Below are 14,856 nucleotides of genomic sequence, written 5' to 3'. Positions count from 1 at the left end.
AGGGCACCCTTGGCGACAAGGGTGTTTTTGTGTGCAGGAAATCGCAAGAAAGATAGCGAAACTGCTCAGTGGAAAAGGAGGTTTTTCGATGATTCATATTCAACGCGCGCCTGACTTAAAAACAGCATATCAAACGATGCAGGATGGATTTCAAGATTATCTGATTCCGCTGCACTTATCAGAAGCAGAGTTTCAGAAGCGAATTCTCGAGCGAGACGGAAACCAGTTGGAACATTCGTTTATTGCCTACCATGGAGAAAAACCGGTTGGTCTTTGGCTGAACGGTTGGAAGGAAATCGATGGTCAACGCATCATGCGATGTGGAGGGCTGGGCATTTCACCGCAGTATCGACGACTTGGCATTGCAAAAGCCTTGTACCAAGCGCAACTGAGCCACGCTAAGGAAATCGGAATGGATGAATTGATGCTTGAAGTCATTCAAGGGAACGATCCGGCGATTCGATTGTATCAATCGCTTCACTACAAGATTGTTGGAGAAATTGGATATTTTCATTTAACCGATGAACATCAAAAATCCGCTTTGCCAGCGATCAAAGAAACAGAGTTCTTAAAACAGTATCGTGGACAAGGAGAATACATCTGGCAACAAGATCCTCATGTCATGCAACGCTTGCAGGCGAATTATTATCAACTCGAGGAAAGTGTCGTCGCTGTAGCGGAGGCTGCTTTATTGTCGGTCGTCGGTCCAGCAGAACATAAAGCAAGGCATGCGACAGAAGTCGTCCGCCATTTACCGGGAACGACCTATCATTATCAATCGACAGATGTACAAGTGTGGGAAGCATTACGTTCTGAAGGATGGATACAACGGGATTTGAAGCAATACATCATGCGTCAGTCACTATAAGAAAAACGCCGCTATCCTTCAGCGGCGTTTTTTGTAGTCTTCAATCATTCGAGCGTGAGAACCGACCAAGTGATCGGGTAAGTCGTCTAGCGAAACGAACTGAAGTTTGATGCTTTCGTCACTTTGCTTTAACGTTCCGATCGGATGTTCACCGATATAGGCGAGAGTGACGCTTTGAAAGACGTCTCCGTTCGCTAAGGTCGTCACGTATTGCGGACCGGAGTAGACATCGAGTAACGTCAATCGTTCGACTTCCAGTCCAGTCTCTTCGAGGAGTTCCCGACGAGCGGTCTCTTCCGGTGATTCCGCCCATTCCATTAATCCACCTGGCAAACCGAAGCGAGCTTGTGCTTCGTTCCGTTGTTCCAGCAGAATGTGTTCATGTTGCACGACGAGGACAACGGAACCGACGAGAATGACCGGATCGTGACCGATTTTTCGACGTAACTGTTCGACATAATTCATTTCAATACTCCTTGGTGAAACGGACAACCCGTCACAGGCGCTGTCTGTGTTGATTTTGGAAAGAAGTTCGGTCGTTTGATTTCTGGGTCGTAATCTTTATGGAACATATGCGTCGTTGCACCACTCATCGGTGGCACGAGCCAGGACCATTCCCCGGTGACATCGCGACCGCATGCCACTTCATTTTTTTCGAAACGAGCGAACTGTTTCGCAGCGGTATGGTGATCGACGATCGTAACACCAGCGCGTTCAAAAGATTCGAGTACGGCGACGTTCAGTTCGACGAGCGCTCGGTCTTTCCAGAGTGAACGTTCACGCGATGTGTTCAGACCGAGTTGCCTCGCGACGAGCGGCAACAGATCGTAACGATCCGTATCGGTGAGGTTACGAGCGCCGATTTCTGTTCCCATATACCAACCGTTGAACGGGGCACACGGATAAACAATACCGCCAATCTCAAGCTGCATATCAGCAATCATCGGTACGGCATACCAGCGGACTTCGCGACCATCAAACAGGTCATAGTCAGGATGTGTGATGCTGACTTCGAGCACGAGCTCGTCTGGAATCGGATGCAGACTACGTTGTCCATCGAGTTCAATCAAGAGAGGAAGGATGTCAAACGGTGTTTTTGCCCCTGTCCAGCCAAGTGCTTCACATTGTCGTGTCAGTTGGACAGAAGCCGGATCGCCGATGATTCCTGTTGCAGTCTCATAACCAGCGTAGCGAATCAGTTGGTGATTATGCAGCCGCACACGTGTCGGATGAAAAATCGTGATCGTCGAGCGAATTCGTCCTTCATTCGTCGCGAACTGGATATGCTCAAATAACGCGTCGCGGACCGCTTCGACGGTCAACGCATCCCGCGCGTCAAAGACATGAAGTTGCTCCCAAAAGAGGCGTCCCACACATCGGTTACTGTTGCGCCAAGCGAGCTTAGCACCGAACGCGAGCTCGGAAGCCGTCTGTTCATATGTTCCTGTCATTTGAATCGAACGGATGACTTCTTGCTGACGTCCGGACATTTCGGGGTATTGCTCTATATAAGAAGTAAAGAAGCGTTCTGCTTCGGATTGAATGAATGGGTCCACGAATCGAAATCCTTTCTGAAAAACAAGCACGATACAATCTCTGTTCCTAGTGTACCCCGCGAAGAAACGAAGCGCCAAACTTGAATGATGTATAAGGTTGTTATAAGTTCAAAAGACTCCCAAAAGTTTAAAGAAGTTATGAAATGGGGGATAGTGTAGAGAATGAGTTGAAAGTGAGGAAATTTGTATGTCTTTAATCAAACCTGTATTTGCCCGTTTTTTTGGTGAAGCCTTTTTTGATAAATCGGCTCAGCTCGCCTATTATCTGATGTTGTCCTTATTCCCATTCTTATTATTTGTGGTTGGGATCGTCTCGTTCTTACCGTTTACGTCGGAAAACGTGCTGGATTTGATTCGACCATTTGCTCCAGCAGAAACGTACGACTTGATTCAGCGGAACGTCGTCGGAATCTTTGATCAAGGCGGCTTTAAGCTTGCCTCGATCAGTTTCATCGCCGCTTTTTGGCTTGCTTCGATGTCGGTCCAGTCACTTGTCCGCTCGCTAAATGATGCGCTCGAAGTGACACGGAAAGCACCGTTTTGGCGCGGACTGTTGCAAGACTTCGCCTTTACAATCGGGATGATGATCATCTTACCGATTTCATTGATTGTTCCGATTTCAGAGAAACTAACACGACGTTTCATCAATCATTTTTCAATCGTTGCTGATTTCGTAACGAACTACTCATGGATTTGGTTCTTATTCCGCTGGGGACTCGGGACATTGTTCTTACTTGTCTTTTTCATTTTATTATATCGGATCTTACCGAGTGTCCATTTGACGGTTCGTCAGGTACTTCCCGGGGCAATTTTCGCGACGATTACTTGGCAAGTCGTTTCGGAATTCTTCTCTTACTACGCTGAATTTGGGAGTTACGACCGTCTTTACGGTCAGCTTGCCGGAATCATCGTCTTGATGACATGGTTCTATTTATCGGCTGTTGTTTTGATGTTAGGGGGACTGATGAATGCGGAACGCATGCGTCAGAAAAAAGAAGCAAAAATCATGAAGCCGCAAAAAATCAAAGAAGAAAGCGTGCGTTAATCATTTTGAACACACAAAAGCAGCTGACGATGTGTCAGCTGCTTTTTATTAAAAACATATATCTTAGTAGGATCATAGGAAGAGATAAATGAATGTGCTTCATTTAAGCACATGCTACGACAAGCCAGCATCAGCGCGTTACAGTTAAATAAAATAACATCCAATAAACGTCACGCGACGTAAGCTAAATAAAGGAGGCGAAGGGAGATGAAGAAACGAATGTGGACAGTTTTATCCGTCATTGGTCTCATCGTCGTCATGGTCGGGGGATACTTCGTGTTCCAGCAACAGCAGGCAAAATCAAGTGGTAGTAAGGAATTGAGTTATCAACCGGAAGAGACGGCAATCTTAGCTGGAGGATGCTTCTGGTGTATGGAGCCACCGTTTGAAGAGTTAAAAGGAGTTAAATCGGTCATTTCCGGTTACACGGGCGGTGATGTTAAAAATCCGACATACAATCAAGTATCGGCGGAGACGACAGGGCATCGGGAAGCGGTGTTAATCACGTTTGATCCAAACGTCATCTCATATAAACAATTACTCGATGTCTACTGGCGTCAGATTGACCCGACAGATGCAAACGGTCAGTTCGTTGACCAAGGGGAATCGTACACGACAGCGATTTTCTACACGAATGAAACACAAAAAGAAATTGCAACGCAATCGAAACAGGATTTAGAGAAACAACAGGTTTTTGATGATAAAATCGTCACACCATTGATTGCAGCAGGTCCTTTTTACGAAGCGGAGGCATACCATCAGGATTATTATTTAACGAATGAGAAAAAATATAAGTTTTATCGGGCAGCTTCTGGACGCGATGACTTTATCAATCGCTACTGGAACGATCAACCAAAACTTAACCTTCCAACGTATCCAAAATTATCAGACGCGGAAATTAAAAAGAAACTAACCGCAATCCAGTACGAGGTGACACAAGAAGATGGGACAGAGCCGGCATTTGATAATCCGTATCATGACTTAAAGGCAGACGGGATCTACGTCGATCTCATTTCTGGTGAACCACTGTTTTCATCAAACGATAAATATGACTCGAAGACAGGATGGCCAAGCTTTACGAAACCACTTGAGCCGGGGAATATCATTGAGAAAAGTGATTTCTCGATCGGCATGAAACGGATGGAAGTCCGGAGTCGACATGGGAATGCACACCTCGGACACGTCTTCTCGGATGGTCCGAAACCGACCGGACTTCGGTATTGTATGAACTCGGCTGCTTTACGTTTCATTCCGAAAGAGGAATTGAAACAAGAAGGATACAGCGAATATGTAGCAGATTTTAAATAATCATTAAAGGCATTCAATGCGTGTGAGCATTGAGTGCCTTTCCTTTCAAAATTGTAAGATACATCCATAAAATAAATATCCATTTTATCCATATCCTGTTTATAATCAAGGTAAAGTACGTCCATTTTGAAGGAGGAACATCTGTGAAGAAACTGATGATTTGGGTCATGCTGAGCTGTCTGATTTTGACGCTTGGAGTAGGACCTACGACAGCAAAGGCGGAGACTGCCCTTGCTAAAGCAACGCTTTTGAAAGCAGGTCAAGAGACGACGCTTGAAACAGGAACGGAAGAAAAAAATACATATTGGTACCGCGTCAATCATGAAGCGGGTGTAGAAAAAACTGCCTCTCACTTCGAGTTATCAATCGATACGGATCAACCTGTTCAAGTAACAGCTTATCCGAGCGAAGCGATGGCTGCAGAAGACGATACATTTGATCGTTACCGGACAGAAGCAGAGCCAAATGAAAAAACACCGACAAAACTAGCTGTTCCATACGCATGGGATGGACCGTATTATGTCAAAGTAGAATATTACCCGAACATCGAAGAAGGGAAGACGACAAAAGCAGCGCACGCTAAACTAACGTATAACAACGTCAAATTGCCGGTTGAGTATGAACCGATCAATGATATCAGCTGTATGGCAGAAGAAGCGCTCAAACAAACAAAAGAAGAAAAACCGATGCTTGCGCTCATGCACTCGATCCAAAAGCAAGTATTGAGCCAATCGGATGCTGGACGCGCTTTGACATCGCTTTACTACAAAGCATCGCCTTATGTCGTCAAAACACTTTTATTTAACAAAGATAAGCGTCAACAAGCATACGAAGATTTAAAAACATTGAAACCAGCGATGGAAGCACTCGTGCGTGGAACTTCATACACGTTGACGAAAGCTGATCAACAAGCTGTCGATCGTCTTTACAAATTATCACGTGAAGCGTCACCTACTGTGATTGCTGAAGAGATTGATGGATATGCAAATAAAATGGATATCTCGAAATTAAGTGGTAGTTCGTTAAGCGAAACATTCCAGTCGATGGGTATGAGTATCCAATCAAAAGAAGCAACACGTTACATCGTCAAATTAAAACCAGGTAAGATGAACCGTTCGATGAAGATTGCGGGCGTTCAGGCAAATGATGTAGAACGTTTATCCCTTGGCAATGCAGGAGACTTCGTCATCGTGACGGAAGATCCAACTGTTAAAGGTCAATCAGCGGCAGCATTAAAACAATCACTCAATCGTTCGTCAGCCGTTGAGTACGTTGAGAAAGTTCAGACGTACCGTGCGACAAGTGATATCAACTTCGACTACCAGTGGGCCGTCAATAAAAAGACTGCTTTTGAGCAATTTGATAACGTTGGGATCGGCTTTGAAGCATTCCAACAACGTTTTGGAACAAAAAAATTAGCTCCTGTTAAGATTGCAGTCATCGATACAGGTGTTGATTATCGTTTGAAGGACTTACAAGGCAAAGTTGATATCGCAAATGAAAAGAACTACGTTTCCGTCAACGGTGACGGGAATGCAATTGATGACAACGGTCACGGGACACACGTGGCAGGTGTCATCGCAGCAACGATGAACAACGATTATGGTATCCAGGGAATCCATCAATCGGCACAAATCCTGCCGGTTAAAGTCTTGAATGCGAACGGTGAAGGGGAAACAGACGCCATCGCACTCGGGATTAAATATGCAGTTGATCATGATGCAAAAGTCATCAATATGAGTCTTGGTGGCGGTGAGAGCCGGACGATGGCTTATATGATGAAATATGCAGCAGATCATGGTGTTACGGTCGTAGCTGCTTCAGGAAATGACTACGACATGATGGTCGGTTACCCAGCGAACTCGGAATACGCGATTTCTGTCGGAGCGACGAACCCTCTCGGAATGGTCGCGGATTATTCAAACTATGGTGTTGGACTTGATGTCGTAGCGCCAGGATCAAAAGTGGCTAGTTTGATTCCAGACGGTAACACGGTGTACATGGATGGAACAAGTATGGCTTCGCCACATGTTGCCGCAGTAGCGGGTATCTTGAAATCACTAAATTCGAAACTGACACCAGCGCAAATCGAACAAATCTTGCGTAAGAGTGCAGAACCGCTTGCGTTTGAAAATCCGAATGACTGGTATGAATTTGAAGATGAGGACGAAGATGGTGAGAAAATCGAGCCTGAGTTCCCAGCTTATGTCAGTCCAGTCGCTGGCTACGGGAAAGTTAGTATTCCACGTGCGATCTCCCAGTTGAACTTGAACGGGAACGTCAATGATGTCTACGATAACCAACTAGTTGTTTCTGGAACAGTCAAGACAGGGACGAAAGTTGAAGTGTGGGCAGCTGTCGTAACAAAAGATAAGAATGGCAAAGAAACAACAACGAATAAAAAGTTAGCTACGACAACAGCACAAGCAGGAAAATACAGCGTCAAGATTCCGCGTCAAAACCAAAAAACAGTTCTGACGGTTCGCTATGCGAATGGATTAGACGTCACATCGGAACGGACAGAAGTCCTTCCTGGAAAAGCACCAAAAGCACCAAAAGTGAAACCAGTTCTTGCCGGTGCGACAAAAATGACAGGTACAGCTCTTGCGGGTGGTACGATTACAGTCAAAGATGCGAAACAAAAGAAAATTGCAACAGCGAAAGTCGATGCAAAAGGTAAGTTTAGCGCGAAGTTACCAAAGCAAGTTGGTGGTTCAAGCTTGATCGTTACGGTGACGGATATTGCAAAACGAACAAGTAAACCGACGATCGTAAAAGTCTTACCAGCACCAAAGGCACCAAAAGTGAAATCGGTCTATGCCGGTCAAACGAAAGTAACCGGAACAGCTGAAAAGAAATTGAGTGTCTACGTAAAAGATGCGAAGAAAAAAGTCATCGGAAAAGGAACGGTTTCTTCTAAAGGAAACTATTCCGTCAAAATTCCGAAGCAAAAAGCGAAAGCGAAACTGTCGGTTTACGTTAAGAATACACGCGGACAAGTGAGTCCTGTAACGTCTGTGACAGTGAAAAAAGCGAAAAAATAAGAGCATGAAAAGACCTTTTTTCGGGTACATTCCGAGAAAAGGTCTTTTTTTGTACATCTTAGCTGTTGCTTCGAAAGCGTTTCTATTATATTAAAAGAAACAAATGAAAAAGCATCATTCAATGAATGATGAGGAGGATACATTCATGATGAATTGGATTCGGCGACGAATCGGTCGGCAGTTGCTGACGGTTTTTTATGCGGTACTGATCGTAGTATCGATTACTTCGTTCTTTGTCTATGACTACATGGAAGGGCGAATTGAAACGTCTAAACAAAATTTAGAAACGATCAGTGAACAAAATCGCCGAGCCAACGATTTATGGGACAATTGGCAAACGGTTCAGTTCGGTTTACGAGGGTTTGTCATCTTTGGAGACCAGGATCGGTTTGACGAGGTTCAAGCACTTCGAACAGATATTAAAAGTGAGACCGATTGGTTCATGCGAAACGCAAAAACGGATGAAGAAGAAGAATTCGCGGCACAAATGACGAATTTATATGAACTTTACTATGACGCCTTATTTCCGCTGACCCAGTCTTACGTCAATGAAAAAAAGGCGAATCGAATCAACGAGGATTTTTTACAAGGTGACAGTCTATTTTCCTTACCAATCGCGAAACGTCTCGTAGAACAAGGACGATTAAAGCCAACCGCAGACGGTTCAATCGATATTACACCAGATATTGATAAAGCATCTGCAGCGCTTGACGAATACCGGACGAATTTAAGTCAACAGCAAGAAACCGCTGTCGGGGAATTGCGGAGTGAAGTTGCAAAATCACAATGGATTTGGATCTCAAGTATCGTTGTGCTCGTCGCATTCATTCTCTTATTCGTTCACCCGTTCCTTCGCCGGATGACGCGGCAGTTGTTACGATTAGTAGACGATAATCAAAAACTTGCTCGCAAGGAACCGATTGAAATCGATAAGACGACAGAAAAACGTCCAGACGAAATCGGATTATTACGTGCTTCCTTTAATCGGATGGTCGTGACGACGAATGCTCATACGGATGCGATGCAAGGTAAAAATGAAGAATTGCAAGCGCAAAGTGAGGAATTGCTCGCGCAACAAGAAGAGTTACAGGCGCAACAAGAGGAACTCGAAGAAGCGTATCAAACGACGAAAAAGAATGAGGAAAAGTTGCGATTACGTAGTGAACTAACAGAGGCACTTGCCGTTCGCGAAACTGTCGAATCGTATCCAGCAATCGTTCAAAAGATGATCGATATCACTTCTTCAGAGTACGGTGCTCTATTGCTTTATGAAGAAGGGCAGTTTATGGGTGCAACCACAAACGGCATGACGATGGACTATTTAAAAGATCTCCTGAAAGATGAGATGTCCGTCATCAATCGATCTGTTCGCAAGATGGAATTCGTTCAATCGGAGAAGCGCGTTACACGTGAAAAAGAGCATCCGTATTCCTTTAGTACGTATGAGGTGACGATTCCGGTTCAAGATCCAGAAACGCATGAATTGATTGCTGCCATCTATCTCGTTCGCTACAAATCTGCATATAAAGGACAACAGCTGACGGATATTCGCGAGTTTGCGCAACAAATGACGCTTTCACTTCTACGTACGCGTTCTTATGAAGGGATGCGTCAGGAAAAAGAAAAGACAGAGCAAGTGTTGGACTCAATTCGAGAAGCGATCATTTATCTCGAGGATGGAAATGGGGAGTTATACGTCAACCGTCCATTGTTTGACTTGATTCCAGAACTTCAAACGGAATTCACAGTAGATCGGACGTTACCTTCGAGTGAGTACGTCATTGATGTGATGCGTCAGTTGGTGGATGATGTTGAAGCCTTTAATACGTATCTGGATTTAATTCGTTCCGGTAAGATTTCACCGGACAAAGTCCGATTTGATGTTCGAAACAATACGGCGCATCTAGAAGTCTACGCGGAACGCATTGATGTCGTCGGGGGATGGAAGGGAATCATTCTCGTCTTACGGGATATTACCCGGGAAACAGAAGCCGATCGTCTAAAAACAGAACTTGTCTCGACTGTGTCACATGAATTGCGAACGCCGCTCTCATCGATTTACGGTTTTACAGAGTTGATGCTAAATCGAAAGATCGATGACTCAAAACAGCAGAAGTATCTAGCGACGATCCATAATGAGACAGAACGATTATCGAACCTCGTCACGGACTTCTTAGACGTTCAACGGATGCAGTCGGGTGGACAGTTGTACCAAATGGCACATCTTGATTTGCTCAGCCTAACTGAACAAGTGATGTCCCTGTATGACGCTTCAAGTGAACGACACGATCTTCATTTGCAATTGCTTAGTCCGGATCGTCCATTCATCTTAGGAGATGAAGACCGGATCAAACAATTGATGAGTAACTTGATCAACAATGCAATCAAGTATTCTCCCGATGGTGGACGTGTGGATGTCTGGATTGATACGAAAGACGATCAAGCCATCATTGAAGTGAAGGATGAAGGAATTGGGATTCCACGCCACGCATTTACTCATTTATTTGATAAATTCTATCGTGTCGATAATTCCGATACACGTCGAATCGGTGGAACTGGACTCGGTTTATCGATTTGTAAAGAAATCGTCAAAGAACATGAAGGCGTCATCCACGTCGAATCTGAAGTCGGAAAAGGCAGTCGCTTCATCATCGTCTTACCGCTCAGTTTAAGTGAATCGATCGATTCGACAGAAGAGAATCGACGTTCTAGTTAAAGAAAACATGATGTATTTCTGTTAAACCGTGTTCAAACCGCTTAGGTGTGAACACGGTTTTTGCTTACGTTTAAAAAGAGTAATCTTGTCAAAAATATTTTTAATAAAATAAAAAAAGAGTGAATAAACAGCAATCGTGAACCGATATACCTATAGGACAAACGAACTATGGTTAAAAAAGGAAAGGGGGGATTCGTTATGTATCAGAAATGGTTGGGAGTCGTCATCGGTTGGTTACTCTTTCATATCGGCTGGGTGACGTGCATTGGAACGGATACATTTATCGGACAAGTCGTCAACAGTCTGTTCACGATCGGTGGTGTGATGATCTCCCTCTATTTGATTTGGCAGGCACAACGACGTCAGACAAGACGCCCTTTTACCTATCGTTTATTTCTTCTTTTATTGTTCGCTAACGCCATGCTTGGATTAGGCGAATGTGGACAGCTTCTATATTTTCTACAAGGACGAACGCGAACGGAACCGTTTGACTGGATCGACTTGATCTTCAGTCTTCAAATCTTGATTTATTTGATCGCTTTTGGCTATTTTCTTCGCAATCGACGACGCGAGGTCAACTTGCGTGTTTTTTTATTCGATGAGTTCATCATTCTAGTCGTTGCAGGGTCGCTCTCATGGCACTATTTAGTGACACCGTATTTAGAAGCGAATACGCTGCTGACGATCGAAACGATTTTATGGCTCCGTTATCCGATCGGCGATTTATTATTACTCGGTGGAATGATTGTCTTGTTTTTTGGTTTGATGAAGCGTGGCAATGGTGGCTCGTTGTTATTAATTTTACTCGCTTTTCATTTTCAGTTACTTGCCGACCTTCTATACGTCGTGCTAGAACGATTTGATTACCCCATCCCTTCGAGTTGGCTCGATCCGTTATGGTTAGCGACTGTCATGATCGTCGGATTAGCAGCTTATCGTTTTGATGCTGAGGAATCATTCGTCAGCTTTGATGTCGCTCGGAAATGGATCGATGTCTTGCGTTTGATTACGCCATACGTATTCTTGTTAATTCTATTCGTGACGATGGCACGGCAAACAATCAGTTGGAATGGTTTGACGATTGGTCTGATGATTGCGATTCCGTTATTAATTTCCCGTCAAATTCGGATCGTCGTTGATAATCAACGACTGCGTGAAAACCTTGAGGCGAAGGTAGAGGAACGAACGGAAGCACTAGCATCTGCCATGGAAGAGATGCGGCACATGGCGTATCACGATGCTTTAACAGGGTTACCGAATCGGTATCTGTTTGCACGATTGTTTCAAGATGCCTTGTACCGAGCGGAAGCGAGTGAAGGACAAGTCGGATTATTCTTTATCGATATCGATCACTTCAAAGAGATTAATGATACGTACGGACATCGTGTCGGAGATCAGCTCATCATCGACGTCACGGCACGCTTACAAAAGAAACTACCGCCTAATACGGTCATTTCGAGACAGGGTGGGGATGAATTCATCGTCTTATTATTTGACGTTGAACAAGAATCAGAAGTCGTGCAGTGTGGAGAACACCTGGTTTCCTTGTTTCAACAGCCGTTTCATCATGGCATCATTCCACTTCCTGTGACGGCAAGTATTGGGGGCGCGATTTATCCTACACATGCAGCCTCTCGATCGGACTTGATCGAGCAGGCAGATCTTGCAATGTACGAAGCAAAACGTCGGGGGAAAAATCAATTTTTTATGCATGATTCGACGGTGACGAAGGTATAAATGAAATCATATACTAAAACACGCTCGTATACTGATCCAAACGGACCAGTCATACGAACGTGTTTTTTGATGTATATCATTTCTTTTGCGAACGGGCTAAGAACGTTTCAATAACGTCCGGCTTGGTCACTGCTTGATTACAAGCATCACTATCGATACACATATAATGACCAATCGTTTGATGCTGTTCAGTCGAACGGCGTGTCGTGACAGTTACGAGTGTAATATCACTATACGTATGACAAATCGCACAAATCCCTTTTTGAATCGATGGTAGATAGGTACCTTCTACGCCAATCCATTCACCATTCAAGGGATAGACGAAATATTTTTTCCGATTTCCGGTATCGTTCCAGCTTAAAAACGTCGTGTGTGTCCACTCAAAGGAGTGAAGTGGCGGAACGTGTAGCTTTTTCGTTTTTTTAAAGAGCTGTCGGATTCGTGATTCAGAGATGGTCGGAAATGGTTGGACGAACGGCTCCACACGTGTCAAATACATGAGAAGATCCTGTTCGGATTCAGCGTCACGAATGTTCGTCAACAAGATTTCCTGTTCCGGTGTAAGTACTGGCAATAGATCAAATATCTTTTCAGCGGCACTGTACCGAACAGCATCACGAACATCAGGGTCATGAACGGCTGCGAATTGATGTTGCAGCAGCTCGACTTGATTCCGAATGAAATTGTATTGATGGGGTAGTAAAAATGCGTCCATTCTCGTTCCTCCTTTTCCTTTCATCGTACCGGAATTTGGCAACAGAACAAAGCGACATTTTAGTTTTTCGGACTCCTACAGCGGGAATTAAATAACAGACTGAACGAGGAGGTGAAAAGGGACGTGCAGTATTTAACATTTTTACGCTTGATGAATGTAGGAGCATTCCTCTTTGCAATGCTAGCACGCGTCGTTTGGCAACAGCCGATGACCATTCTTAAGTTACCTCTTGTTCCTGCACCATTCTTTGACGCCATTGCCGGTGTCGTGTTTACGACATTATTGATTTGGTGTATTCGACCGGTACGTGCCTTCCCTGCGGATCGAGAACTGATTGAAGATATCGGAGGGTGGCTTGCATTATCACTCGTGACGCTTGGAATCAGTAGTATGAGTGGCCCCCCTTGGGAACTCGTCTCGACGACGATTTCTTTCATCAGCCTTTGCTTAGTCTATATGAAAATTCAACACCATCCCCGGCGTTCGCCGTGGATGCGCTCTCCAGTTTCAGTGTTGCTTGCCTGGATCAGTACGATGCTATTGATTTTACCATTTCGGATCTTATCGGATTTTCAGTTCACTTCTCTATTCAGTCTTTCCGAACGCCAATGGAGCACGAGTGCGCTCGCACTAGCTGTTATCGGTGGACTCCTGTTCATCGCAATCCATTCAGATTGGGTATTTGGTCTCGCACTCATCTGGTATTTAGCTGGACTATTGTTTAACGAACGTCTCATTCTCTTGCAACAGATCGTAGCGGGAATTGGCATAATGTGTGTTTTACTCCTATGTTATTACGTCTTTCAGAAACGTCAACGTCTTTTTCGACAGCATTCACCTAAGTCTTCTTCGTCCTAGTTATGTTTTAGGTGAATTTGGGGTATATCCCATATAGCTGTTATAAAAGGGGGAGGCGTGCATCATGGGGAAAAAACAATGGATTGGTGTCTATCAGAATGAAACGGATTTAATTCGTAAGATCGAGGATTTACATTTTGCAGGTTATCTAGAAGAGGATCTATATATCGTGTTGCAAGACAAGACTGATATGGCGATGTTACGTGGGCAATCGGCGGCGCAACTCGTCTCTGGAAAACGGACGCTGTTTGAGCGGTTTACAGGCAAACCAGCTTCGGCTGAGGAAATTCAAACTGCTTTTACGGAACTCGGATTGCCGGAGGCAGATATTCGGCAACACGTCTTACGTGTCCAGCAAGGCGATTATGTCCTGTTGGCAGACGAAGCAGGGGCTTCTCGTCCTGCGCCGGAACCAAAAAGTATTCTGGAAACAGAGCCAGAGGGAATCGAAGCGGAACGAAAACTTGATCACGAAAACCGTGCCCTTGAAAATGAAAATGATCGGATGTTGTAAGAGAGTCGTGCGGAAAGGATGAATCTTGATGGAGAGCCAATATCATACGATTTTGGTAGCAGTCGACGGATCAGAGACAGCAGATTTAGCATTTGAGAAGGCAGTGAAATTTGCCAAACTTGATCATGCTAAACTCGTCATCGCCCATGTCATCGATATTCAGACGTTTGCTAACGTACGTGCCAATAAACGTTTCATTGATCAAAACGTTACCGAATATGCACAAGAATTGCTCGATCGTTACGAAAAGCGGGCACGAGAAGCAGGTGTCGAGACAGTTGAGCTGATCATCGAAAATGGCTCTCCGAAAACACTGATTCCAAAGGTCATCGCACCACGCGTTGGTGCGGGTCTGATCGTCTGCGGAGCAGTCGGGATGAATGCGATGGAACGAATCATGATTGGGAGTGTTTCTGAAAACATTTCCCGTTATGCAAAATGCGATATCTATATCGTCCGTCCGAAAACCTTGAAGTGACATAAAACAGCACACAT

The 14,856-nt window shown here is 44.5% G+C and carries 12 protein-coding genes; 9 read left to right on the top strand and 3 right to left on the bottom strand.

The genetic code is table 11. The annotated features are described in order from the left end of the window. The first annotated feature begins 88 nt into the window (after positions 1-88). Positions 89-868, top strand: a complete 780-nt coding sequence (locus B3S86_RS00655) for a GNAT family N-acetyltransferase (RefSeq protein ID WP_290748072.1) — start codon at positions 89-91, stop codon at positions 866-868. Between the two features lie 18 nt (positions 869-886). Here the strand turns inward: B3S86_RS00655 and B3S86_RS00650 are convergent, their stop codons facing one another. Both B3S86_RS00650 and B3S86_RS00645 read right to left on the bottom strand, forming a co-directional pair. Further along, positions 887-1,333, bottom strand: coding sequence for an NUDIX hydrolase (locus B3S86_RS00650; RefSeq protein WP_035411156.1), 447 nt, complete (start codon positions 1,331-1,333; stop codon positions 887-889). Next, positions 1,330-2,424, bottom strand: coding sequence for a nitric oxide synthase oxygenase (locus B3S86_RS00645; protein WP_414651159.1), 1,095 nt, complete (start codon positions 2,422-2,424; stop codon positions 1,330-1,332). Before B3S86_RS00645 ends, B3S86_RS00650 begins: the two co-directional genes overlap by 4 nt. A 187-nt stretch (positions 2,425-2,611) precedes the next feature. Between B3S86_RS00645 and B3S86_RS00640 the strand changes: the two genes are divergently transcribed. From B3S86_RS00640 to B3S86_RS00620, 5 genes are all read left to right on the top strand, one after another. Continuing rightward, entirely contained in the window at positions 2,612-3,469 is an 858-nt protein-coding gene (locus B3S86_RS00640) for a YihY/virulence factor BrkB family protein (RefSeq protein ID WP_290748067.1), read from the top strand. Positions 3,470-3,676: 207 nt separating this feature from the next. Beyond that, positions 3,677-4,777, top strand: coding sequence for a peptide-methionine (R)-S-oxide reductase MsrB (gene msrB / locus B3S86_RS00635; protein WP_290748064.1), 1,101 nt, complete (start codon positions 3,677-3,679; stop codon positions 4,775-4,777). 143 nt (positions 4,778-4,920) lie between these two features. Then, positions 4,921-7,821: a S8 family peptidase gene (locus B3S86_RS00630; protein WP_290748061.1), complete on the top strand. Its 2,901-nt coding sequence runs from the start codon at positions 4,921-4,923 to the stop codon at positions 7,819-7,821. 145 nt (positions 7,822-7,966) lie between these two features. After that, a complete protein-coding gene (locus B3S86_RS00625) occupies positions 7,967-10,537 on the top strand; it encodes a HAMP domain-containing sensor histidine kinase (RefSeq protein WP_290748058.1) in 2,571 nt (856 codons plus the stop codon). Between the two features lie 198 nt (positions 10,538-10,735). Beyond that, positions 10,736-12,274: a GGDEF domain-containing protein gene (locus tag B3S86_RS00620; RefSeq protein WP_290748055.1), complete on the top strand. Its 1,539-nt coding sequence runs from the start codon at positions 10,736-10,738 to the stop codon at positions 12,272-12,274. A gap of 76 nt (positions 12,275-12,350) precedes the next feature. Here B3S86_RS00620 and B3S86_RS00615 read toward each other — a convergent pair whose 3' ends face one another. After that, a complete protein-coding gene (locus B3S86_RS00615; protein WP_035411141.1) occupies positions 12,351-12,989 on the bottom strand; it encodes a FusB/FusC family EF-G-binding protein in 639 nt (212 codons plus the stop codon). 123 nt (positions 12,990-13,112) lie between these two features. Here B3S86_RS00615 and B3S86_RS00610 point away from each other — a divergent pair, with 123 nt between their 5' ends. The 3 genes from B3S86_RS00610 (at position 13,113) to B3S86_RS00600 (ending at position 14,839) form a co-directional block, all read left to right on the top strand. Beyond that, the gene (locus B3S86_RS00610; RefSeq protein WP_035411138.1) at positions 13,113-13,847 is read left to right on the top strand and encodes a hypothetical protein; all 735 of its coding nucleotides are present in this window, start codon (positions 13,113-13,115) and stop codon (positions 13,845-13,847) included. A gap of 64 nt (positions 13,848-13,911) precedes the next feature. Next, a complete protein-coding gene (locus tag B3S86_RS00605) occupies positions 13,912-14,361 on the top strand; it encodes a general stress protein (RefSeq protein WP_035411135.1) in 450 nt (149 codons plus the stop codon). Positions 14,362-14,389: 28 nt separating this feature from the next. Further along, positions 14,390-14,839, top strand: coding sequence for a universal stress protein (locus tag B3S86_RS00600; RefSeq protein WP_056063846.1), 450 nt, complete (start codon positions 14,390-14,392; stop codon positions 14,837-14,839). Positions 14,840-14,856: the final 17 nt, after the last annotated feature.

Source organism: Exiguobacterium sp. UBA3968, from assembly GCF_002385115.1.
Classification (GTDB): domain Bacteria; phylum Bacillota; class Bacilli; order Exiguobacteriales; family Exiguobacteriaceae; genus Exiguobacterium_A.
Note: the sequence above shows the minus strand (reverse complement) of the source record. Positions and strands in the feature narration are given on the sequence as shown.